This is a genomic window from Brevibacillus agri (assembly GCF_004117055.1).
Lineage (GTDB): Bacteria > Bacillota > Bacilli > Brevibacillales > Brevibacillaceae > Brevibacillus > Brevibacillus agri.
In genome coordinates, this window is the sequence record NZ_CP026363.1 from 2,211,769 (window position 1) to 2,234,461 (window position 22,693).

Annotated in this window: 19 protein-coding genes and 3 pseudogenes; 20 read left to right on the forward strand and 2 right to left on the reverse strand. The window is 49.8% G+C overall.

What is annotated here, in order from left to right; genetic code table 11:
• The first annotated feature begins 27 nt into the window (after nucleotides 1-27).
• Nucleotides 28-378 carry a hypothetical protein gene (locus BA6348_RS11070; protein ID WP_122953028.1) on the forward strand — a complete coding sequence of 117 codons (351 nt, stop codon included), beginning with the start codon at nucleotides 28-30 and terminating at the stop codon, nucleotides 376-378.
• An 11-nt stretch (nucleotides 379-389) separates the two neighbouring features.
• Entirely contained in the window at nucleotides 390-1,523 is a 1,134-nt protein-coding gene (locus BA6348_RS11075; RefSeq protein ID WP_165328985.1) for an Ig-like domain-containing protein, read from the forward strand.
• 332 nt (nucleotides 1,524-1,855) lie between these two features.
• Here BA6348_RS11075 and BA6348_RS11080 read toward each other — a convergent pair whose 3' ends face one another.
• Nucleotides 1,856-2,449 carry a site-specific integrase gene (locus tag BA6348_RS11080; RefSeq protein WP_242507477.1) on the reverse strand — a complete coding sequence of 198 codons (594 nt, stop codon included), beginning with the start codon at nucleotides 2,447-2,449 and terminating at the stop codon, nucleotides 1,856-1,858.
• An 87-nt stretch (nucleotides 2,450-2,536) separates the two neighbouring features.
• Here BA6348_RS11080 and BA6348_RS27330 point away from each other — a divergent pair.
• From BA6348_RS27330 to cas2, 10 genes and pseudogenes are all read left to right on the forward strand, one after another.
• A pseudogene (locus BA6348_RS27330) lies at nucleotides 2,537-2,938 on the forward strand (multidrug ABC transporter ATP-binding protein); the annotation flags it as partial.
• 217 nt (nucleotides 2,939-3,155) lie between these two features.
• The gene (locus BA6348_RS11085) at nucleotides 3,156-3,857 is read left to right on the forward strand and encodes a response regulator transcription factor (RefSeq protein WP_005829184.1); all 702 of its coding nucleotides are present in this window, start codon (nucleotides 3,156-3,158) and stop codon (nucleotides 3,855-3,857) included.
• Nucleotides 3,854-5,326 (forward strand): HAMP domain-containing sensor histidine kinase, encoded by a 1,473-nt coding sequence (locus BA6348_RS11090; protein ID WP_122953025.1) that lies wholly within the window; start codon nucleotides 3,854-3,856, stop codon nucleotides 5,324-5,326. Before BA6348_RS11085 ends, BA6348_RS11090 begins: the two co-directional genes overlap by 4 nt.
• Complete coding sequence (locus tag BA6348_RS11095; protein WP_122953024.1) at nucleotides 5,323-6,435, forward strand: LolA family protein; 1,113 nt, start codon at nucleotides 5,323-5,325, stop codon at nucleotides 6,433-6,435. Before BA6348_RS11090 ends, BA6348_RS11095 begins: the two co-directional genes overlap by 4 nt.
• Nucleotides 6,436-6,439: 4 nt before the next feature.
• Complete coding sequence (locus BA6348_RS11100; protein WP_005829177.1) at nucleotides 6,440-8,161, forward strand: M56 family metallopeptidase; 1,722 nt, start codon at nucleotides 6,440-6,442, stop codon at nucleotides 8,159-8,161.
• 449 nt (nucleotides 8,162-8,610) lie between these two features.
• A pseudogene (locus tag BA6348_RS11105) lies at nucleotides 8,611-9,359 on the forward strand (transposase); the annotation flags it as partial.
• Nucleotides 9,360-9,642: 283 nt separating this feature from the next.
• Nucleotides 9,643-10,776, forward strand: a complete 1,134-nt coding sequence (locus BA6348_RS11115) for a DUF6155 family protein (RefSeq protein ID WP_005829175.1) — start codon at nucleotides 9,643-9,645, stop codon at nucleotides 10,774-10,776.
• A gap of 13 nt (nucleotides 10,777-10,789) precedes the next feature.
• A pseudogene (locus BA6348_RS11120) lies at nucleotides 10,790-10,882 on the forward strand (helix-turn-helix transcriptional regulator); the annotation flags it as partial.
• A gap of 208 nt (nucleotides 10,883-11,090) precedes the next feature.
• Nucleotides 11,091-12,215: a type I-C CRISPR-associated endonuclease Cas1c gene (gene cas1c, locus BA6348_RS11125; RefSeq protein ID WP_005829172.1), complete on the forward strand. Its 1,125-nt coding sequence runs from the start codon at nucleotides 11,091-11,093 to the stop codon at nucleotides 12,213-12,215.
• On the forward strand, nucleotides 12,097-12,387 hold the full coding sequence (gene cas2, locus BA6348_RS11130) for a CRISPR-associated endonuclease Cas2 (RefSeq protein WP_025846424.1): 291 nt from the start codon (nucleotides 12,097-12,099) through the stop codon (nucleotides 12,385-12,387). The genes cas1c and cas2 overlap by 119 nt, the downstream gene beginning before the upstream one ends.
• Nucleotides 12,388-12,899: 512 nt before the next feature.
• On the opposite strand, the gene BA6348_RS11135 is transcribed toward cas2, so the two are convergent.
• A complete protein-coding gene (locus BA6348_RS11135; RefSeq protein ID WP_242507478.1) occupies nucleotides 12,900-13,103 on the reverse strand; it encodes an ABC transporter substrate-binding protein in 204 nt (67 codons plus the stop codon).
• 231 nt (nucleotides 13,104-13,334) lie between these two features.
• Between BA6348_RS11135 and BA6348_RS11140 the strand changes: the two genes are divergently transcribed.
• From BA6348_RS11140 to BA6348_RS11175, 8 genes are all read left to right on the forward strand, one after another.
• Nucleotides 13,335-13,583, forward strand: a complete 249-nt coding sequence (locus BA6348_RS11140) for an SDR family NAD(P)-dependent oxidoreductase (RefSeq protein WP_235694703.1) — start codon at nucleotides 13,335-13,337, stop codon at nucleotides 13,581-13,583.
• On the forward strand, nucleotides 13,580-13,918 hold the full coding sequence (locus BA6348_RS11145; protein WP_005829166.1) for a hypothetical protein: 339 nt from the start codon (nucleotides 13,580-13,582) through the stop codon (nucleotides 13,916-13,918). Before BA6348_RS11140 ends, BA6348_RS11145 begins: the two co-directional genes overlap by 4 nt.
• A 128-nt stretch (nucleotides 13,919-14,046) precedes the next feature.
• The gene (locus BA6348_RS11150; protein WP_007784731.1) at nucleotides 14,047-14,238 is read left to right on the forward strand and encodes a hypothetical protein; all 192 of its coding nucleotides are present in this window, start codon (nucleotides 14,047-14,049) and stop codon (nucleotides 14,236-14,238) included.
• A 277-nt stretch (nucleotides 14,239-14,515) separates the two neighbouring features.
• Nucleotides 14,516-15,568 (forward strand): Wadjet anti-phage system protein JetD domain-containing protein, encoded by a 1,053-nt coding sequence (locus BA6348_RS11155; RefSeq protein ID WP_005829162.1) that lies wholly within the window; start codon nucleotides 14,516-14,518, stop codon nucleotides 15,566-15,568.
• The gene (locus BA6348_RS11160; RefSeq protein ID WP_005829160.1) at nucleotides 15,558-17,060 is read left to right on the forward strand and encodes a hypothetical protein; all 1,503 of its coding nucleotides are present in this window, start codon (nucleotides 15,558-15,560) and stop codon (nucleotides 17,058-17,060) included. The genes BA6348_RS11155 and BA6348_RS11160 overlap by 11 nt, the downstream gene beginning before the upstream one ends.
• Nucleotides 17,053-17,784, forward strand: a complete 732-nt coding sequence (locus BA6348_RS11165) for a DUF6063 family protein (protein ID WP_005829158.1) — start codon at nucleotides 17,053-17,055, stop codon at nucleotides 17,782-17,784. The genes BA6348_RS11160 and BA6348_RS11165 overlap by 8 nt, the downstream gene beginning before the upstream one ends.
• Nucleotides 17,785-22,230 carry a coiled-coil domain-containing protein gene (locus tag BA6348_RS11170; RefSeq protein WP_122953232.1) on the forward strand — a complete coding sequence of 1,482 codons (4,446 nt, stop codon included), beginning with the start codon at nucleotides 17,785-17,787 and terminating at the stop codon, nucleotides 22,228-22,230.
• Nucleotides 22,227-22,643, forward strand: a complete 417-nt coding sequence (locus BA6348_RS11175; protein WP_007784725.1) for a DinB family protein — start codon at nucleotides 22,227-22,229, stop codon at nucleotides 22,641-22,643. The genes BA6348_RS11170 and BA6348_RS11175 overlap by 4 nt, the downstream gene beginning before the upstream one ends.
• The last annotated feature ends 50 nt before the right edge of the window (nucleotides 22,644-22,693 follow it).

A 22,693-nucleotide genomic window follows, 5' to 3' on the forward strand; every position in this document is an offset into this window, starting at 1 on the left:
TTTACATTTCTAAAGGAGGAACCAAACGTGGACAATAAAGCAAGATTGGAAATGGAAATCAAAGGTATTACTCTTACACCTGATGAAATCAATGTTTATCTAGCCGAAAATAGCTTAAATGCCACTGATACATACAATGCAACTGACAAGGCACAAACGAGAAAGATATACGAAACGGCATTGTCCATTTTAGAAAGCATTGGCAACCAACCGCACTTAATGAAAAATTACACGTCAGATGACCAGACAGTTTCCCAATTCCATGAAAACCTAATGGCACGAATCGACCAACTAGAAAACAAAATCCGCAAGATGAAAATTGACGAAGATAAAGCAGCTAATCAAAATGGCTCTTTTTTTATGCTCTTTAATCAGTAAGGGGGATGTACATGATTAACCTATTTCAGTCCAATCCAGATGACTTCCAATACATCCTTGACACTATTGGTCAGAATGTACAAATCAATAACCAATCTGTAAAAGTGGTCATTTCAAATACGACACTTTCAACCGATGTTGATGATAAAAAGATAAGTACCCTTACGCCAATTGAACGTGGCGATATTGTCCATTACAACAATGAGGATTGGTTGATTATCTCCGAAGTAAATGGACAGCGTAATGGACGTTACAGGGCGTTTATGCGTGTCTGTGATTATCCGATTAAGATTAATTTTGGCATTGTAAAAGAGTTTCCTGCCATTGTTGATGGGCGCGTGTTTGACGTGGAAACTGGCCAATATATGACCTTGCCAGCAAGTAAGATTCTTGTCACTCTCCAAGAAAATCAAGAAACATTGGAAATTGAAGCTGGGCAGCGATTCATTAAAATGGGCAGAGCGTGGAAAGTAGAAGCTATTGACAGAACTCATAAAGGGTTACTCAGATTGTGGTGTAAACAGGATCAGTTTAACTCAGCAGTTGACGATGTGGAGAATGAAATTGCTGATGCAAGGAAATATGTTTATGTGGTAGATATAACTAACACCGAAACAACCATTCAACAAGAAAATACATTACAGTTGAATGTGTCTGTCACACTTAATGGTCAATCTGTTTCGGGCATGGCAATTACATTTAGTTCAAGCGATACTAATATTGCTACAGTTGACACCAGTGGATTGGTTACTGCGGTTAATCCTGGAACTGTAACCATTACGGCTGCATTGGCTGAAAAATCAGATGTTAAGGATACTATCACACTCACTGTTGAAGCAGTTCAGCAAGACAATTACGTTTTAACAATCGTTGGTGATCCTGATATGAGAGTGACTCAAACTAAAACATGGAATGCCGTATTGACCAACAACGGTCAACAAGTTTCAATGCAACCGGCAACGTGGAGTATTACCAATACAACTGGAGGAACAACTGATCTCGTAACGATAACAAATCAGTCGAATAAAAGTTGCACGTTGAAAGCGAACAGCAATAATAAAACAGGTTACTTCAAGTTGATTTGCACGCTGAATGATGGGAGTTTGACGTCTGAAAAGCAGATACTGGTTAAGAGCTTGATTTAGATTTAAACAAACTTTGTGTATTATCGGAGATATTTTAAGGCGACCACTTGACTTCTTTTCCCGACTACTATATATTTATGATAATTGATACTGGAAGTAAGTGGTTTGATATATCAAATACAATCCCAGTCAGTAAAAGGACAACATTTCGTTCCAGTTTACTTGACAGGGTGGGGGTCGCTGGTTCGAACCCAGTCCGGATCACCATATAATGAATGCTGAAACCCTTGGTAATCAAGGGTTTTTCTTATGTCTTCGACCATCCACCCTGACAACATAGTGCCTCCACGTTGTCGCTTGACAACATTTTGACAACCTTTATTCGACTAAAGTCATTTTGAGCGTTTCTGCTTCATCATTTTTTCGAAGTTGTCAGCCGCATCTTTTTGCATGTCCGGCATGACATGACTGTACACGTCCATTGTGATCCCCACACGGCTGTGGCCCAGGCGTTCTGATACGACCTTGGGATGCTCCCCCATCTGCAGCAACATGGTTGCATGCGTATGGCGCAGATCGTGGAAGCGGATGGGAGGCAGGCCGCTTTTCTTGGTGATCCGCTCGTAATGCCTGAGCAGGTTTCGCGGGTCTTGTGGGCGCCCGTCATCGTAACAGACAACCAGATCGTGGTCCTGATAGCCCTCACCGTACTCGAAACGTAATTTGTTCTGTCGAGCTTTATGCCGCTTCAACTCCTGGAGCACAAATTGCGGAATAGCAATCCGTCGCTTCGCGCTTTTTGTTTTGGGCTCCTGAAAGATAATTCCCTGGTTGGACGGGCGGTAAAGCGTCTGCTGCACGCTGATTTTCGCTTGGTCAAAGTCAATGTCCTTCCAACGTAAACCAAGGATCTCTCCGCGACGCATCCCTGTATAAATGGCGAGTACAAAAGCGATGTAATACTTGTCCTTTTCAGCGACAGACAAGAAGTGATTCGCCTGATCTGCTTACGCTTGCCAGTCTCTGGATCAGTTCCTAACGTGATAGCAAAGGACCAGGTTGATCCCCGCTTTGTATGGGAGGCGGCCAGACGAGCCCGGTTTGATGGGTTCATCCGCGAGCAGGAGCAGGGCATGGACACGGTAATCGGAGAGAGAGGGATGAAGCTGTCCGGCGAGAAGAACTAGTGGCTGGCGTGCCTGCATGTTCTTGAAGAACTCGCAGGTTCTGATTCTGGACGAAGCGACCTCGACGCTCAATATCAAGACGGAGTGGTCGATCCAACAGTAGCTGGCCGAACTCGCGGCGGGTCACATCATGCTGGTCATTGCCCATCGTTTGGCGATGATCAAGGACGCTGACTGGATCGTAGTGGTGACGTAGGGGGAATCGCTGAACAGGGGGAGCATGAGGAGCAACTGGCGCTAGGCGGCGTCTACAGTCGCAATTGTATAAGCCCTGAAAATGAAAAGTAGTCCTCCCGCCGGATGCTTGCCCATAACTTGCTGAAAAAGGCGGCGGTGGATTAAAAATAATGGTGTTAAAAACGCGCACGACATCAAACGGAGGCCGCTTGTATACATTTTACGCGGTTAGGGAAATTTTGGACATACGGATTAATTATAAAGAAAGTATATAATTTGCGATGATCAAAACCTGATATGTTACATTGGGACACAGGAGGGAGCATTCATGAAGGGCAGCCTGCTGCTGGTAGAAGACGATCCGGAAATCGCCCGCGTTGTTCGCGATACGTTAAGGAGGGAAAACTATCATGTGACGTGGTCGACTAGCGGTCTGGAAGGGTGGGAAGATTTTTTAAAGCAATCTTACGATCTTGTGCTCGTCGATCTGATGCTGCCGGAGATGGACGGCTTTGACCTTTGCAAAAATATTCGCTGGAAAAGCGACGTCCCGATCCTGATCATCAGCGCACGCAAAGAAGACGAAGTCAAGGTGAAGGGCCTTCATCTCGGCGCAGACGACTATTTGACGAAACCGTTTAGCCTGGCGGAACTTAAAGCCCGCGTGGAGTCGCTGCTTCGCCGGTGGCGGCGTTACAAAGGGCAACCGGTGCCGGAGAACGAAACCGAATACATGGGCGGCCTGACCTTGTATTGGGATCGGCAGAAGGCTGAACTGGACGGCTTCGAAATTGCTTTGACGGCCAAAGAATTCGATTTGCTGAGCGTGCTGGCGCAGCATCCCGAAACGGTCTTTTCCAAAAGAGAATTGTACCAGCACGTTTGGCAGCAAGCGGACGCGGCAGGATTGCATACCGTCACGGTCCACATTAAATCGCTTCGGGAAAAGCTTGCCGACCCGGTGAAAAATCCGCGGTTTATCCAGACCGTGTGGGGAAAAGGCTACCGGTTTATCGGTGAACCGCTATGAAAATCAAAACGTGGCTGTTGCTGTCCTATTTTATCGTCATGATTCTCCCTTTGACCGCCGCGTATGTCCTGTTCGTCTGGGTTCAGGCCTATCATAAAGATTTGAATGTGGAAGAATACGTGCAAAAACAGGCTCATTTGCAATACTTGATCTCCGTTTTGGACGACCCGAAATGGTATGAAATAAACGCGGAACGTGCGCAAGTTGAAAAGCTGATTCAACCGCAGGTTTCGATCGTTCTCTATAATCGCGACGGCGTTGTGCTTTACACTTCGGATCGTTTGCGCGTTTCGCCGCAATTTTCACTTGGCAGGAAACAATTGTACGAAAATCTGTATTCCCTGCAACAAGGCTACCGCGCATACGGCTACAAGCAGCCAGTTTTTTCAGGCCCCGAACTGGTCGGGTTTTTCGACATCCAATTGAGCCGCGACGAATGGGTTTCGGGCGTATCGCAGCGCGGTTGGCTCTTGATCGGCGTTTTTATAGGCTTGTTTACGCTGATCTACTTGGCCGTCGTGAGGGGGGTCAATCGCAAGTTAAACAGCAGATTGACTCATTTGATGCAGCAAATGACCGCTTTCGCCAAAGGGGAAACCGTCCAGGAATTGCCCGAGGGGAAAGACGAGATCGGACAATTAACCGGACACTTTCACAAAATGCGCAGGCAAATCGAGGCTGCAAGAAAAAAGCTCGCGCAAGAGCAGCGGGAAAAAGAATTCATGATTGCGGCCATTTCCCATGACTTGAAAACGCCGCTGATGTCGATTTGCGCTTATGCCGAGTCGCTGGCTTCGGAGCAGGAGTTGTCCGCGAGCGAGCGGGAAGAGTACCGCGGAATTATCGTCGAGAAAGCCAACCACATGAAACAGATGCTGGACGATTTATTGATGCATACCTTGCTGCAGTCGCCTACCTATGAGATCGAACTGGTGGAAGTGGACGGCGGTGAATTTTTCGACATGCTGGTTTCCGATTATGAGCTGTTGTGCAAAGAAAAACATATCCAGCTCCTCGTTCGCAGCGATGTGAGTGGAAATGTCCGGGTGAACCCGAATCAAATGATCCGCGTCGCGAACAATCTGATGAGCAATGCGCTGCGGCATACGAAAACGGGAATGCGGATCTGGCTTGCGGCCGCTTCGTCGGATCGCCTCCCCATGGAGTGGCTGTTCAATTTCGTGAAAGAAGAGGCCCGGTTGGATACGCCGGACAGCGTATTTTTTATCGTTCAAAATGAAGGAGAGGGCATTGCGCCAGACAAGCTTCCGCACGTGTTTGATCCGCTTTATCAGGCAGATCCGGCTCGAGGAAAACAAGCTGCCCGCGGGGCCGGCCTTGGACTTAGCATTACGAGGCGAATTTTGGAGAAGCATGGCGGCGACGTTGCGATTTACTCCAAGGAGAATATCGGAACCTGCGTAATCTGCCGCCTGCCCTTAATGAACGAAGAAGGTGAACGGACATGACAAAGATAAAGAGAAAAGGATGTTTGGGCTTGATCGGGCTGATGATGGTCGGACTTTTCGGCTGTTCGTCCAACCCGGACTTTTTACCGGAACAAGTTCTTCAACATGCGCTGGATCGATCGCATGAACCTAGCGCGCATTACGTCGAAGTTGAAATGAAAACTACCGATGGGACAGGAAAAGAGCCGGAGCTGATCCTCATGAAAGAATGGGTGAGCAAGGACGGCAAAAGGCGGACCGAGGCGGAGGCTCAGGACGGAAGCGCGAAGACGGTTACCATCCATGACGGCGCCCGGCTGATCATCTATCAGCCTGAGCTCAAGCAGGCGATGGTCAGCGATGATCCGGAACTGCTCCAAATCGGACAAACGTCGCCGAAAAAGCAAGTCGAGCAACTGCTGCAAATGATTCAGCAAACCCATGAGATTTCCGCCCGCGGGGAAGAAGAAATTGCCGACCGAACAACGTACCGGGTCATGGCCAAGGCGAAAGACAGCACCACGTTGTTAGGGGATCAGGAACTGTGGATCGACAAGGAAAATTGGATGGTTTTAAAATCGGTTTCGACATCCGGCAACATTCGAACGGAAACAACATACACCAAAGTGGAGCTGAATCCGGATATTCCGGCCGATACGTTTGCGCTTGAACTTCCCGAAGACGTTGAAATTCAAGATTTGAACGAAATGAATTCAACCCGCGAAATCACCATGGAGGAAGCGGTTGAGAGCATTGGAAAAACGTTTCTCCATATTCCCGAAAAGGACGGACTCGCCATTTCCCGCATCGAATTGACGGAATTGCAAGGCGTGCTGAAACGAAATGAGGTGAATCTGGATTACCGGAAGGACGGGGTTCCTTATTTCACGATGTCCGTATTTCCGTCTCAGGAAGATTCCGAAGGGGAAGAGCAATCCGCGGCCCTTCCCGGCGAGAAACCTGTCAAGATTCGCGGCCAAGCAGGGGTATGGATGGAAATGAATGATTTCCGTTCGCTCGTTTGGCAGGAACAGAGGCTGAGCTACTCTGTCCTGTTTATCGATCCTAATTTGTCGCTGGATGAGTTCAAAGCGCTGGCGGATACGATGATTCCTGTTCAAAGGGGGTGAAGGGATGAACATTTTGCCCAATAATCTGGTCATGATATCGGTCGTTGCGCTGGCCGTCATCATGAACGTCGTTTCGGTCTGGCTGCCGAAAAAAGCCGCAACCGCTGCGAAAATTTTGTTGGCGGCAGCGGCGCTGACCGGGTTGTTCGTCCGCTTGCCGGTTGGACAGGCGATACTGCTGACGGCCATCGGCGCCCATGCATATGCCGCTTTTTCGGAGTTGATTGATCGAAATAAACGGGAGATGCGAATGGCGCTCCGGCAAAAACTGCAGGAAGTCCGGGCGGTCGAAATCGTTCAGCGCAAAGATGCGAGGCGATTGGCGGCGGATGTCGCGTTGACCGGCTTGGTCAGTCTGGGGGCGGTGCTGTTTTTTGGGCTGGCGCCTGAAACCTATGCGGCATTGAAGGTGTTTATCGTCTTTATGATGATTTCCGTATCGATACAGACGATAGAACGGGCGGCGAATTTTTATTCCGTCCGCCTGTATTGGCTTCCGGAGGAGGAACATCTTGTCGTGCTGTCCCGGTTTCAGCCGAGGGATTTTCCGCTCCGGGAATTGAAAGAGGCAAGCGTCTGGTCGTCTCCCGACCTGCTCAGGCTGCATCCGTTTTTTACGTTCATGTCTTCACATCAGGATTATACCCGTTCGTTCGGACAAGTGCTGAAGCTTTCGTTTCCCGGGGAAACGATTTACTTGTCGCCGGATAACGCCGTTCATTGGCACCGGCTCCTTGCTCCTTTCGCTTCCGCTTCGGACAGAACCGGCGGGAAAGAGAAAAAGGTGCTGCCTTTGTGGCACCCTGCCGTGCTGAAACGGTTGTTTTGGAAAGGTTATTATGCCTCAACCGTTAAAGGCGTTTCCGCATATACCGGACTTTTGGCGATATTGCTTTGGCTTAAAGCGCCGGCATGGGCTGTCGGCCTGTTCGTCTTGTTATGGTGGGGTTTGAATTTTTACGTTTCGGATCGGGTGTTAATCGCTGCGACGGATGCCGAACCGATCACGGAAGGGGAAATTTTTGAGCGGGCGCAAACGATTTTCAGAAAAGCCGGCATTCCCCATACCCGCCTGTTTTCCGTCGATTCGCCGGATTATAACGGCTTTGCCGTCGGGATGAATATCGGACGCGGCGCGATTATGCTGACGACAGCTACATTGCAATTGCCGTCCCCGTCCGTCGAAGCGATATTGGCCCACGAAGCGGCCCATATCCGCAAGCGCGATGTGTTGACGAATCAGCTGGCGCGGTTTCTTTTTATCGGCTTGCTGGCCGGCATGGCGTATCTGTTTTTCGATCAACTGAAGTGGCTCGCGGAAAATTTCAAAATTGCGATGTTTCTGTTGGTTTACGTTTTCGCGTTCGTTTTCCCCATGTATCTTTCCTTTATCGCTCAGTGGACGGAAGTGAGAGCGGATTTTACCGGCGCAACCTGGCTTTCCGGGGGAACTGCGCAGATGGGGCAAGGATTGACGGAATTGGCGGCCGCCCTGGATCGCGATCTCGAGAAATCCATGGCGCACCGCATGGCCGACGGCCGTTCGTCGACGGGCCGCGCTTCGAGTCTGGAACGGGATTCGTGGCTCTGGAGATTTCTCGAATTTCAATTCATGGCCCACCCGCCGTTGTATTGGCGGATCAACAGTCTCGCTCGCAGCGGAAATTGGCGCGAAGCGAGAAGGCGCTGGCTGAAGGACCGATTCAAGGAATCGCTGCCCAGCTAACCGGTCGGCGATTCCCCGCCGGCACCCATGATCCGATATCGACGGCGGGGTGACTTATCCGCATGAATGATAGCCGGGAGGCGAATTGGGCGACCGTATCCATTCGCTTGCGTTAATTTGGGGCGTTGCGACAAATGGACTCATCCATTTTTCGAAAATGGTTTGGGTTTAGTTGTGGTGCGCCTTTTTTTTGGTTTGGGCAGCCTGTCCAACTAAAAACCATCCTGAAAAAGGAGCTATTCCTGTAATGAATTAATTTGCGGTTTGAAAAGAAAAAGCGCCTCCTGTATGCTGGGTCTCGGAATGGTCACATTCACTGCCCTGATTAGGGGCTGCTGAACAGATAAAAAATACTGTAGCCACAAGGGTTTTGCCTCGTTTTCATCGAAATCATGTGCAAGGAAATCGGCGATTTTCCTTCAAATTCCTTGCACATGGAGCGGATCTGAATGTACGAATTTCTCTCTCATCGTGAAAATCAACTGCTTCTCCCCGATGATTTTTTCTTGCCGTTTGGCGGCAAGTTGAGTAAAGAAAATCGCTGGGTCAAGTTGGCTCGGTTGGTACCGTGGGCACATGCAGAGAAAAAGTATGCCAAGTCCTTCCGCAAATCGTTTCGTGGACAAAAGGCCGTTTCCATCCGTGTCGCCCTCGGGGCACTCATCATTCAGGAACGTTTGCAACTGTCGGACCGGGAAACGGTCCAGCAGATTGTCGAAAACCCGTATCTGCAATACTTCATCGGGCTGGAAGGCTATCAGGATCATCCACCGTTCCATCCGTCGCTCATGACGCATTTTCGCAAGTTCTCCGCGAAATCAACGAGATCATCGCGGTCGAGGCCGCCAAATCGACACCAGATTCCGACCGTGACGATGAACCGAAATCCGGTAGAAAATCCAAAGGTAAACGTACGACCAAGCGTCACTCAACATCCGAGGAAGATCCGAACCAGGGTGTCTTGTTGCTGGATGCCACATGTGCCCCGGCGGATGTGGCGTACCCAACCGATTTGAACTTGCTGAATGAGGCGCGTGAGAAACTGGAGGAGATCATCGACACGTTACATGCTCCACAGATTGGTCGTGCCCGCAAACCACGGACTTATCGGGATAAAGCGCGAAAGGAGTACCTGGCCGTGGCCAAACAACGTCGTGCAAACGGCAAGGTGATTCGTCGAGCGATCGGCAAGCAACTCCTGGTGATGAACCTCGAGCGCAGGCTGCGGGATCTTTTTGCCTTCTGGTTAAACCGCCTTCTTTCGTATAGAATTCCTGGTTTTGGAAACATTTTTGTAGTTTGAAAACCGTTCAGCAAACCCTAAGTACAAACCTTTTCGTTAATGACTGAATTTTCATTCAATAACTATCTGTTAGTGTGAAAATTGATTTGTTTGTTGTCTGTTGTCTGTTGACGATTTCTATCAACTATAATAGGGTTAAAACATAAAGCGTCTTATTTTTTACTAAGGAGTAGAACGAATGATCTATCAATTTAAAGTGGCATTAAAAGATATATACCCGACAATCTGGAGAAGATTCCAAGTGAATGGCTTAATCACTTTTCACCAATTGCATAAGACGCTACAGATTGTCATGGGATGGGAAGAGTATCATCTCTATCTGTTTGATTTTGGGTCTTTCACGATTACCCGTCCAGATCCGACATTTCCACCAGGAAACACACCAGAGCTGAATGCACGAAGGGAAAAAATCGTTGACCATATCACCAAAGAAGGGCAGCAGGTGCTATATGTCTACGACTTTGGCGATGATTGGCAACATGATTTAATACTTGAGAAAATCTTGCCTGTCCAGCCTGAGAAGCAGTATCCTGTATGTCTCGAAGGTGAACGTCATTGTCCGCCAGAGGATTGCGGCGGTGTCTTGGGGTATCAAAGGATTTTGGAGATTTTAGCAACGAAGTCACATCCTGAATATGAAGATACGATTGCCTGGTTGAAAAAGGGGTTTGATCCCGAGCATTTTGACCTTGAAGGAGTAAATGAACAGCTTCTGCAAAAGAAAAAGCAACTAAATCCAAAAGAATTTATAAAAGTTGAAGAATCGAAGAAACCCATTAAGCTAACGACGGCAAAGCTGAAAAAACAACTGCAATCCCTTTCGCAGCAAGAACTTATTGAATTGCTTGTTGATACCTTTAAATCGAGCAAACAAGCCGAGCTATTTCTAACCGTAAAGTTGATTGGGGAGGAAGCCATAGAGGCATTGCTTCCCGTATATCAGAAAAAGGTGAAAGATGAGTTCTTTCCAGACCGAGGATTCGCAAAACTGAGGCTGGCAGATGCAAAAAAGGCAATTGATGAGTTTGAAAAGATCACCCAAAGCCCAAACCATACGTTGGAATTAATGCTCTTTTACGTTGAAATGGGTGTGGAATTTACCAATGCTTATGGCGATATAGATTCACGATTTTACGAAAGTATTCTGAAGATGTTTGCATCGGTCATCGACAGGATAAACGCGGACGACGGATACGATTTGTTTGAGGAGTTTGAGGAAAGAATCGCCGCTGTCGTTGAAAAAACGGAAGGAATCGGTTGGGGGTTCCACGAAAATATGCAGTATATTCATGAGGCAATTAGATGGTTATAGATTGTGTGCTTCAAACCACATCACGAATGTCATGCAAAAATTAGGTGTCAAAGGTCGATCTCAGGCAGTAGTCGAACTCGTTCGACTTGGTGAACTAGAGATTTGAACCCAGTCCACCCAGCCTCCCTTTTCTTCCCATGGTCGGAAGGGAGGGTTTTTTTATTTTGGGGGGAGCGGGGGGAAGAGATGCCATACATAATATTGATTCATCACCATAACCCGTGCTAGACATTGAGGGAATGTAAATTTTTTTGTGTAAATGGGTTTTTAACAGGCAGATGGTTACGTGGGCGGCTTTACATGGAGGGGAGGGCATGATAGGCTCGTTTGCCATGCGATGCATGGTTGACTGGCATCGCGCTGATGGTGCCAAAGAATTGCAGGTGCCGCGCATTCAGTTAGAGTCGATTGTTATTTTCGGTTACGTCGGCGTCAGTCCGGAAGCGATGAACTTATGTGTGGACAACGGAATTTCACTGGTGTTTCTGACGCCCACAGGCCGGTTCAAGGCACGGGTGACGGGAGAGGTATCCGGCAATATTCATCTGCGGCGCACGCAGTACCGCTGGTGTGACAGGGAGGAGCAGTCGCTGCTGCTGGCAAAACGGTTCGTTTATTCCAAGCTTGTCAATGCAAGAGTATCCGTTAAGCGTACGCTGCGTGATTACGCAGAACGGATTCAAGCGGAGCAATGTCAATCCGTTGTGACGTGGCTGGATCGACAAATGCGGGAAGTCGTCAAGGCAAAGTCGCTGGATGAACTGAGGGGAATCGAAGGACTGGCGGCGCGGCATTACTTTTCAGTGTTGCCGGAGCAAATTTTGGCAAATAAAGAGGACTTCGCGTTTAGGGGCAGAGTGAAACGGCCTCCTCGGGACCGCGTGAATGCGCTCCTGTCTTTTCTGTACACGCTGCTCGCGAATGATGTTACGCATGCACTGGAGACGGTCGGCCTTGATCCACAAGCCGGATATTTGCATCGGGATCGCCCGGGGCGGAACGGTCTGGCGCTGGACTTGATGGAGGAGTTTCGGGTCTATATGGCGGATAGAACGGCGCTGACGCTCATTAACCGGAAACAGGTGACCAAGGATGACTTTGTAGAGAAGGAGTCTGGGGCGTTTATTTTGAACGATGAGGCCAGAAAGCTTGTTTTGACGGAGTGGCAGCAGCGCAAGCGGGACGAGATTTATCATCCATTTTTTGAGGAGAAGATAGCCGTCGGACTTCTTCCTTACGCGCAAGCGATGCTGTTGGCGAGATACATGCGCGGCGATCTGGATGATTATCCGCCATTTTTTGGAAGTAGGGTGATGTGGGATGATGGTGTTGATTACTTACGATGTAAATACAACCTCTGCCGACGGGCAAAGACGGTTGAGGCAGGTTGCCAAAACATGCGAAAATTACGGCCAGCGAGTGCAGAATTCGGTGTTTGAATGTTTGCTTGATCCGCAGCAACTGAAGGAATTGCATATCAAACTGAAAAGGATGATAGAGCCGGAGACAGACAGCTTGCGCTTCTATCGGCTGGGTGCTAATTGGAAGGGGAAGGTCGAACACGTCGGTGCCAAACAAGGGTATGATCCGGAAGGGTTTTTGATGATTTAGCAGTGGATTTTGCATTTGCGAACCCAAGGCTCACAGCGATTTTCAGGGAGGTTCGCAAATGCCTGCTGTTGCTGGGATTTGGGGGAGTTTGGGCATACGTCGCTGCGTATTATACGACCGTACAAACGAGGTTCGCGGAAATCGCGTGAAATCCCCAGTCGGGACAAGGCTTTCTAGGTAGTACAGTCGCCTGTCGCAGGCAGGCGTGAATGGAAACATCTCATGAAGAGCCAAGTATACGAAAAACAAGAAGAATGCCTTCCTGGTCAGGAGTTGGCGATCACAGGAACTTCAATAGGCTGGGGTAGATAGGGTTCGACTACCGTCTATCCCGGTGCTAACCAATGAATGTCGACCCCGTGCCCGCTTCTGGGTTTTTGCGGATCTGAAAGCTGCGGGAGCTGTTGGAACAAATGCGTCAGGAAGTCGTTCAGCGGCAGATAGCTGCGCTGGCCTTTGCTTCACGAGCCATATTGACACACCCCGATCGTGGTCTTGGTTCCTCGACGATTTCAACTACACCCGCAGGCCATCGTTCCATCTAGGGCAGCCAGCTTTTCCCTGGCGCTCTGGTGCTCCGCACTATAGCGCTTCGTCATCTCTTCCTGTTGCAAAAATTCACCGAACCTGGTGACCAGTGACGGCCAGTCCGACCAGACGGCGTGCTCCTCACGAGGTCCCGGACCCGTTCTGCATAGAAATTCGCCCATCATCATTCACCGCCATTCTTTATTGGATCGGCCTTGAGCCGGCGACTTCAACTATACTGTCCGCAATGCTCCCGCAAAGGCTTCCTCATCTCAAGACCGTTCCCTAACCTCTGAGTATAGCATTTTCAAAATTTCACGCGTGTCCAATATCGAGATAACGCAGCAATTTTTTACAGAGAGAATGTCGGAACAACCCAAATTGTAAACGAGATTCTTGAACGGTTTGGGGGCGTTGATATTTGGGTAAACAACGTTGGCGCCTCTCCTGCTCCAATCGGCGGAGCGCTCGCGCAAAGCGATGCGGATTGGCAGTTGGTATTCGAGACGAATTTGTTCGCGGCTGTCCGGCTAGATCGGGGATTATTGCCGTCAATGCTTAAACAAGGCCATGGAGTGATCGTTATCGGGGTAGAGCATACAATTGACGAAGGAGTTGTTCGAACCATCTACATTCTTTGCCAAAAAGAAGGGGTATCCCAAAAATGAATGGACAATTACCAGAAGCGATTGAAACGTACTTTCAGGCATCCAACTCTTATGATAGCAATCTGCTTGCCAAGTGCTTTACAGAAGATGCCATACTCTATGATGAAGGATTGGCCTGTCACGTCCACGGCTCCTCGGTTATCGAATTGCATATTGTTGACATAAATAAGAACTTGCTGATTCAAACAGATGTGGCAAATGCCGTAGAAAAAATGGGGAAACGGTTGTCACTGCAACAATTTCCGGAAACTTTGACGGAAGCCCACTGGCGCTTGATTACTATTCACCGTGAAACACCAGAAGATTGCCAAGCGAAAAATCGGTTCGGCAGGTAGGCTGTGGATTCGATACCACCATTCTATCGGAGGGTTTTGAAAATGGCTCTCCTTGGAGGTTCATGGTACAATGGCACAGGCAGCGATATGAGAAGACGCCGTAAACGATAAGGAAATGAGGAAACAGCGTGTTTTTTGTACTGTTATTGCCAATTGGGTTCATTGCCGTTTTCATTGCGATTGTGATGGCGTTCGTAGGGATGCGAAAGGATGCCCAGCAGAAGAAGGATGAAGCCAAACGCATTTTTAAGCGCATGAACATCATTGCCGCGATTGGATTTGCTTGCATTGCACTTGGCCTTTTTGGCCCGAGCGGGTAAAAGGAATCGATGGACAGGTCGGATTCGGGCAAAGAGGCGGGAGAGATCACGGCTTTTATCGCTAAAAATTAGGCTGAACGGAAAAAACGATTATGTTCGAGCAGTTCTGCGAGAGAGCGTAAAAAGTTTTGTGTATGAACCTCACCGCTGTAAAAAGACTTTTCCCTCACTCAAACGCTCTTTTCCCCTAGAAGCAAAAGAAAAACACCCCCCCCAAAAAAAATCCTGCCTCTCCTTGTTCCCTTGCCCTATAATATAAAAAGGGTGATTTCATTCTATGTACGATACATTTATCAAGCATCTAAAGTCCTATAAAAGCACAAAAATATCCCTCGGCCAGTTTGAAACATGGGCTGATCCGCAGACAACGTACCCGCAATTTCACCGAGCCATGCAAACATTGCTCGACAACCAGATCCTCATCCCCGTTCGAAGTTCCGGGACGAACGCCAAAAATCCGCCACTCCCTATGGCTTACCGCATCCAGAAATCCGTCCTTTCTCAGCCGATCAAGCAAGCAATAAAACAAGCACAGTTGTGCTTTCATCCGAGTATCAGGCTGGACGTCTATTTTCGGCTTGCTGAATCCAGATGGAGCAAAGATTTGCCGTACATCCAGCAAGTGCATGACTACCTCACGCAACGGGGATTTCCGCAGAGCGAAGCGACGGCACCTGAGCGTTCCTTTCACTTGGTCGGGGACGAAAAGTGGATCGATGAGAAAGGAGGGCGCAAGCTGCTGGAGGCGATCGGCGTGTGGGAGCAGTTGAAGGTTACAGCTATGCCCGATCCGCTTATGTTTGCGGTCCATCTGCAACAGGTAGGAGAACAACAGGGTATCTATCGGCACTTGATCGTCGAGAATAAAACCACTTACTATGCGATATTGCCCATCCTGTCTTCGCTTCCCTATGCGACTTTGATTTATGGAGCCGGTTGGAAGGTTGTTTCCGGAATTGACGGCCTTTCAGAGCAGTTGGGAGTGGGGCGGGATGCGCGTCATCAGTTCGAATATTTTGGCGACCTCGATCATGAAGGTTTGGCGATCTGGCACGCGCTTTCTCAAAAATGCGGGGCCGTGCCGGCAGTTGAACTGTATCGGGCATTGTTGCGACAGCAAGCATCCACCGGAAAAGGAGGGCAGCGGGTGAACGGAAACGCGATTGAACAGTTCATCTCGTTCTTTTCGGAAGAAGAAAGAACGCAGGTTTCGGCCTTGTTGAAAAACAAAGAGTATGTGCCGCAAGAAGCGATCCCGGCAGAAGCGCTGCGAAACAGGCTGCTTGATTCGGCAGCAGAGAGAAGGGAGGAGAAAGGGAGTGGAGCATGAAAGGCTGGAAAGTGTGCTGGAGGACTACAAGGAGCGCATCCAGCGTCTTGCGTTGTTTGATCCTTTGCACAAGCTGGATGCCAAGCGGGAAAAAGATCGGCAAGAGCGGCCTATCGATATGTTTGGACTGGGGTTGTTAGCTCTGCTGTTCTTTTTTGAAAATATGTTAATCCGCAACAAAAAGACCGGGGTGCAAGAGCTTGCCGCCTTTCTCATGCAGATGAACCAGGAGGAGATCGACCTCGAGGATGAGGGATTTGAAAAGATCGCCCGAACGATTATTGAGACGTTCCGGCCCGCCAGTGGCAAACGCAACCACCGGAGCTTTTATAACTGGGAGACACGGCAGATGGACAAGGTGGAGTTTTCGATTTTGAAAGCAGAGCGGGGAGATATAGCGGCCAACAAGCAGTATTATTCCCTCGATGAAGACGGGCTAGAGCTGGTTTTTGCCACAAAGGAGTTTTTCCGGGAGTTTCATTTGTCGATTAATCAATTGCTATTGAGAAAACAGTTGGAAAAAGGTGAGTTCGGAGGAGCGCTGCGGCAAATCAGCGAGATGCGGATCGATGTGGAAGCTTTGCAGGAACGCATGGTGCGGATGAAGCATGAAGTGCAGCGCAACATTATTTCGGAAGAGACGTATGTGCGCTACAAGCAAGTCATTGAAGACATCCATCTGCGTCTTGCGAGAGAACATGAAGAGTTTCACGAACTGCAAGGGTTTGTCGATGAAACGAAAGAGCGGCTTCTGTATGAGCGCAAAGGAGAAAAAGAACACCGGGCGTATGAATATATTTTACGCATTGATCGGGAACTAGGAGAGGTGCACTTTGCCCATACGGAACTGTTGAAAGACAGCATCGTGCTGAAAACGACAGCTCTCCAGGCGGCACAGGAGACGCTATACCATGTGGCTTTGCAATCTTTCAATTTTGACCAGGAAATCGTCGCTCGCCTGATCGCTTCCCCTCTGCCTCTGACCGCGACGAGAACATTGCTTGCGCCGTTTCTTTCCCTGGAGCAACATACAGGCTGGTCGCCGCTGGCTGTGTTTGAAAAACAGCGGGTAGGGGGCGAACTCGAGGAAGAAGGTCAGGGCGATTTTGAAGAGGTAACCGATGAAGCGGAACAGGAGCAGACGATCGTCCAGCAGCAAAACTTTGGAAAAATCATGCGCTATGTCCTCACTGTTCTCGATGAACAAGGAGAGGCTACGATTTCGCAGGTTGCCCGGCATATGCGGGAAAATGGGCATGAACATTGGCTGCAGCATCGGTCCTTTTATGATTTCTGGTTGCTCGTACATCAGCGTTCCCCGTTGCAAAAGGCGCACGAAGAGGAAGACCATCACTTGCTGGGGGAAGTGCTCGCCCTGCTGCAGCCTGGACAGCGCATCGAGGTGATTGAGCTAGAGGAACGCTTGCAGCTTACGAAGCGATTTGAAATACAAGATATGAAGGTATGCAGAAAGGAGAGTTCCCATGTATGACAACGAGCAGGTTCTGACGGCCTTTCGCATCTATTCTCAACTTAGCCGGGACGGACAGGCAGATACGGAAAGCATGAGAATGTATGTGGGCAATGACGTAATCAGAGGGCTGGTGGAGCAGTTCGCACGCGAAGTGGATTGTGCCGTCATTCCTGCGGGGGACAAGCTGTACATGGTTCCGCTCGCGGTAAGCTCTCCGTTCCATTTGAAAAATGCTTCGCTGAAAAAAGAATACTTGCCCGCCAAAGCCAAGAACATTGATTTGTACATGATGTACGTAGCTATCCTCATTCTGTTTGGCGAGTTTTACGACAGCTACCACTCAACGGAAATGACGAGAGATTTTATCACCTTGGGAAGCTGGTTGGAAAGCATCGACGCCCGTATCCAGACGTTGAAGGAACATGGTCCGGAGCGCTTGCAAGCACTTGACGCCGAGTATGAATATAACTGGAGTCTGCTGGTGGAGAAATGGGAGGCCATTGATGACTTACGTGAGTCTTCCAGGCAGCAGGATGGACGGACGAACAGCCGCCTGGGCTTTTTGTCTATCGTCCAAAATTTTTTGCGAGAACAAGGTCTGATCGCGGATCTAGGGAACCAGGAGCTGACGCTCACGGAAAAAGCCAAGACGATTATTCAGCGCTACTACATGGACGTGGATTACAATCGGGGAATTCTGGACTTCATTTCCGGGCAGGAGAAGCAGAAGGAGGGAGCGTAAATGCCTGTCATTTCCAAAATTCGCTTTACCAATGTGATCTATGAGGGAGGAAGCAAGCGCTATAATGATGAGCTGTTCGTGTTTGACGGGCATAACGGCGCGATTTTGCTTGAAAATGGCGGAGGGAAAACCGTCTTCATCCAGACGGCCCTGCAAACCGTGCTGCCGCATCAAGAGCTGGCGGGACGCAAAATCAGGGAGACGTTATCGCTGGCAGGCACTCCTGCTCATATTGCTATTGAATGGATTATCAACGACTCTCCTCGCCGTTACGCTTTGACCGCTGTCAGCTTGTTTTTGCACAACAACGACCTCGATTCGCTGCGCTATGTGTATGAATATGAAGAGGGGAATCCGCATGCGATCGATGAGCTTCCTTTTTCCAGAGAAGGGGCGTTTGGGAAAAAGCGACCGGCAGATAAAGGAGAAATGCAGGAATACTACACGCAGATGAGTTCTCGGCATATGAACGCGCGTACGTTTGCGACGATCAGGGAGTATCATGCCTATCTGGAAGAACACTTTCAGTTGATTCCCGCCGAATGGCGTAAAGTAGCGACGATAAACGGTGCGGAAGGCGGCGTGGAGATTTTTTTTGACGACTGCAAGACGACGGACCAATTGGTGTCGCAGTTGTTGATCCCTACGGTGGAAGAGGCAATCAGCGGCAACAATGGTCAGGCTTTTGCGGAAATTTTTGAAAAACAGCGAGAGCAGTTCAAGCAAAGCAAGCAGCTCCGCATGCAAATCCAGGAGTGTCAACTGCTGGAAAGGTCCGTGCAGCAGTATAAACAAGTGTTTGCCACGTATCAGGAATCGAGAGAGTTGCTGGAACGGGAAAAGGAATGGACGAAGGCACTGTTTCAGCACGCCCGGAACGAACTCTTGCTGGTAACAGCGGAAGCCGAGAAAATCGCAGGGCAACTTTCCGAATTGCAGAGAAAAAAGCATACTTTAAACTGGAAAAAGGCATCCCGGGATATTGCAGCCCAGGAAGCAGTCGTGAAGCAATACGGTGCCGAATGGCGCGAGGAATCGCGCAAGCTTGAAAAAATGACGCTGGAAGCCGAAAGGGCGGAACGCCACCAGTACACCCTGGAATATGCCAAATACCAGTCGCAAAAGCAAGTGGCCGAAGAAAAGCTGACATTGGCCGAATCCCAGATTGCGAGGCTGGATGAAGAACAGGACGTTTCCCAGATCAAAGAAGCGCTTGGGCGCACGAACAGAGAAATTCGCGGGTACTACGACCAGGCGGAAAAAGAATGGAAACAGCAGGAGAGCATGATCCGCAGCCAACTGGACAGTGTGCTCCAGCAAAAAAAGGCCAAACGAAACGAAAGCGAACAAGAGCGGGAACGTCTCGAGGCAAATAAGAACAAGCAAGCGGCCTTGCGAGAGCGGATGGAAGGTGCGTCCAAAGAGCAGCAGAGAATTGCCGGAAATATTTTGAGCAATCCACTTCGCGAAACGGTCGAAGAATTCATTCCTGTCTGGCAGGAAGAGCTGAGGAAAAATCAGGAGAACCAAAGCCTTTACCAACAGCACATCAAAGAGTGCGAGGAGCAGCAGGCCAAGCTGGAAAGCAGGCTGGAGGAAACTCGCAAGGAGCTTATGGCCTGGCAAGAGCAAGCGAACCAATGGATATTGCGGTGTACGGAAGCCGAGAAGCAGCAAAAAAGCGTCCTGACAAGCTTGATCGAGCACATCCCCAAGCTGTCCTACCTGGATTCGCTCTACACCAGACAGGAGAGCGTAACCCAAACGGTAATGGACAAGGTCGCGATTTTGGAGAAGGAAAAAGAAGAGGCATTTTCGCGGGAGCGACAAGTGACAAGGCTGAGCGATGAATACGCTGAAAGCGGCGTGTATGCGGCCGATCCCGAATTGGCCGCGCTCGTCGTCAGATGGAGTGAGTCGTTTCACTATTTGGAGACTGGACCGCAGTTTCTCCAAGAGGTGCTGCAACGTGGAGAGATCGCTCTGGAAGCTCTCACTGCCCGCTTCCCTTATTGGGCAGCAGCCTTGATTACTACCGAACAGGAAATCGAACAACTGGCAGCGAGGCTGCAAAAGCATGCCGACCAGCTCCGCAGTCCTGTCATCCTCCTTTCCTTGCAGGAAGCGCGCAAATGGCTGGAAGCAGGCGAAGAGTATGCATTCTCTTACCGCCAAATCGTCCCGAGCCATTGGCAGGACAATCTGGATCACGAACGGTTTGAGAAGTGGAAGCGGGAGTTGCAAGAAAAAGCGGCTGCAGTTATTCAAGCGCGCAAAGACAAGGAAACCGAGTACCAGAAGCTGTACCAGTTGAAAAGCGAGCTGCTCTGTTTTTACGCAGACTATCCGCAGGCACGGTACGCAGACTGGACGCGGCAGCGGGACGAATGCCAGGCGCAAAAAGAACGATGCCAGAAGGACATCGCGAATCATACGGAACAAATCAAGAAGATCGAACAAGAAAGGAAGCATTATACGGAGAAGCTGTCCGAAGAAAAAGGACTGGAGCAGACTTTGGGCTATCGTTTGCAAGAGGCGAACCAGTATATGCTGCAGAAAAAAGTATGGGAGGAGGCAAAAAGACAAGAGGATGAGCTCGTGCGCGAGGCGGAACTGCTGAAGCAAAACTTGCAGGCCCTGGACAGGGCGTTGAAAACGCTGGAGGCGCAAGAGCAAGAACTGCAGGAAGAGCGGGAAGAGAAGACCACGGCCCTGGCACATCTTCGCGGGGAATGGCTCTATGAACAGGTGAGAGAGTTCCCGCCGGCCACTCCCCGGTTCTCCTTCGAAAGGTTGCGTGCCGAGCGAGAGCAATTGACAGATAGGTTGCGGGAGCGGCAAGCGAGCCGGGCAGAATTAGAGAGGGAGGCCGAGCGTCTGGCGAAGGAGATCGAAGCGAATCAGCGCGGAATGAATCTGGTGCTGGCGAAGCTGGATCAGCCGCTGGAACATCCGGTCGTCTATCCGGTGGATGGAGACGTCCAGTACGAACGTATAGTCAGGAAGGTCGCAGAATTGAAAAAAGGGGTCGCGGCCCAGCGTATTGTGACGGAAGAGCGGAGCAATCGTTTGTCTGAGCAAAACGGCCGCCTTGTGACATTGATGGAGAAGTACGGAGAGCGATTTGGAGATGAGCCGCTGGAAAGGTTTGAAGGCGATCTCAACGACGCGCTGAAAAGGCTGAACCAGGAGGAAGCGGATACGGCAGCAAAACAAGAGTATTTGCTGACGCAGGAGCAGGGCTTCCGCCAAACAGTCAAAGAACTGGAGGACACGATCCGGGAGCTGGAGGCCAAGAACGAGGTTTACCGTTTTGCCGAAGCCGCCGTTACCGATGTCCCGGTACGGGAAGAAGAGTTGCTCGCTTTCCCTTACCAGCGCTTGGCCGTGGCGCGAAAACGAATCCGGGTGCTCTCCCAGAAACAGGAGACTGAACAGCAGGAATGGAGGAAGGTCATGGCTGAAAAGGACCGATTCAAGCAATTTTGCGAAAGGCAGATTCGGAATAACAAATTGCGGTACACAGCCATGGCCGGAATTCAGAACAAGCAGGAATTTTCCGAGGTACAGGAATGGGCAGACACCTTGACCAGGACGATCGCCACTAGTATCCGGGTATTGGAGGATAACTTGCAAGGGCGGGACAAAGAACTGCAAGATTTCATCACGATCGTGCACACCCACTTGCAGCGAATTGCCGTCGAACTGAAGACGATCCCGAAAAAAACGAGTGTCCAGGTAGAGAGCGGCAGGAAGGAAGTATACAGCTTCCACGTTCCGGAGTGGAAAGAGGAGATCGGAAAACAGCTACTCCGTCAGCACGTTGACTGGATGTTGAATCGGCTGGACGGGGACGAGTTTAAGGATGTGGAAGGGAAAGAAGACGCAGGAAAAATGAAGAAGTTTATCTACGCCTCCCTGCAGTCCAAATCGCTTCTCGGCATCGTCATGGGCAATGACAGCATTCGTGTAAAGTGTCGGAAGGTCAGCAAAGACGGACAAGTGAGCGGGGCGCTCTCGTCCTGGGAAGAGTCAAACAAGTGGTCTGGCGGAGAAAAGTGGAGCAAGAACATGACGCTCTTTTTGGGCATCCTCAACTACCTGGCGGAAAAGCGCCAGCGTATCCAGCAAACGGGCAAGCGTTATCGGACAGTCATCGTGGACAATCCGTTCGGGAAAGCATCCAGTGAACACGTGCTGGACCCTGTTTTCTTCATTGCCAACGAATTAGGCTTCCAGCTCATTGCCCTGACCGCTCATGCGGAGGGAAAATTCATTCGCGATTATTTTCCTGTTGTTTACAGTTGCCGTTTGCGCGCTTCTGCTAGTGGCGACGCTTTGATTATGACGAAGGAGCGGGAGATCAAACACGCTTATTTCCGTGATTATGATCCGTATTCATTACTGCGGCTGAGTGAGCATGAACAGCTTACTTTATTTACGTGAGAGATTGGCAAGTCGCTGCCGAGGAACAGCTCGATGTACAGCCGAAGGGCTTCGACAACACCATCCGCTGGAATGTCGGTCACATGATCTATTGGATGGATCGGTACTCCACGCTCTGTTTTGATACTCCGTCCTTGATTCCGGATCAGTATGAAGGGCTGTTTGCCTCCGGTACAAAACCGTCTTCGTGGACGACAGAGCCCCCGAGCAAGGAAGAATTGCTCTCCTTGCTAACGTTGCAGCTTTCCCGCCTATCCGAGCTGACGCCTGAGAGGCTGGATGCACCATTGAAAGCGCCGTATGTCATGGGGCCTTTCCAATTCGATACCGCAGGCGAGCTGTTCAACTTTGCCCTGGTTCACGAAGGAATCCATCTTGGGACGATTTCCAGCCAGCGCAAGCTCATCCAGTGAAGATCTTGCACTCGGATGCAAAAAACGAAGCAGGGTCACATCATAAAAGG

Coding starts and splice junctions, on each gene's coding strand:
- BA6348_RS11075 (WP_165328985.1), top strand. CDS start 390: ATGATTAACCTATTTCAGTCCAATCCAGATGACTTCCAATACATCCTT.
- BA6348_RS11085 (WP_005829184.1), top strand. CDS start 3,156: ATGAAGGGCAGCCTGCTGCTGGTAGAAGACGATCCGGAAATCGCCCGC.
- BA6348_RS11090 (WP_122953025.1), top strand. CDS start 3,854: ATGAAAATCAAAACGTGGCTGTTGCTGTCCTATTTTATCGTCATGATT.
- BA6348_RS11095 (WP_122953024.1), top strand. CDS start 5,323: ATGACAAAGATAAAGAGAAAAGGATGTTTGGGCTTGATCGGGCTGATG.
- BA6348_RS11100 (WP_005829177.1), top strand. CDS start 6,440: ATGAACATTTTGCCCAATAATCTGGTCATGATATCGGTCGTTGCGCTG.
- BA6348_RS11115 (WP_005829175.1), top strand. CDS start 9,643: ATGATCTATCAATTTAAAGTGGCATTAAAAGATATATACCCGACAATC.
- cas1c (WP_005829172.1), top strand. CDS start 11,091: ATGATAGGCTCGTTTGCCATGCGATGCATGGTTGACTGGCATCGCGCT.
- cas2 (WP_025846424.1), top strand. CDS start 12,097: ATGATGGTGTTGATTACTTACGATGTAAATACAACCTCTGCCGACGGG.
- BA6348_RS11135 (WP_242507478.1), bottom strand. CDS start 13,103: ATGATGATGGGCGAATTTCTATGCAGAACGGGTCCGGGACCTCGTGAG.
- BA6348_RS11145 (WP_005829166.1), top strand. CDS start 13,580: ATGAATGGACAATTACCAGAAGCGATTGAAACGTACTTTCAGGCATCC.
- BA6348_RS11155 (WP_005829162.1), top strand. CDS start 14,516: ATGTACGATACATTTATCAAGCATCTAAAGTCCTATAAAAGCACAAAA.
- BA6348_RS11165 (WP_005829158.1), top strand. CDS start 17,053: ATGTATGACAACGAGCAGGTTCTGACGGCCTTTCGCATCTATTCTCAA.
- BA6348_RS11170 (WP_122953232.1), top strand. CDS start 17,785: ATGCCTGTCATTTCCAAAATTCGCTTTACCAATGTGATCTATGAGGGA.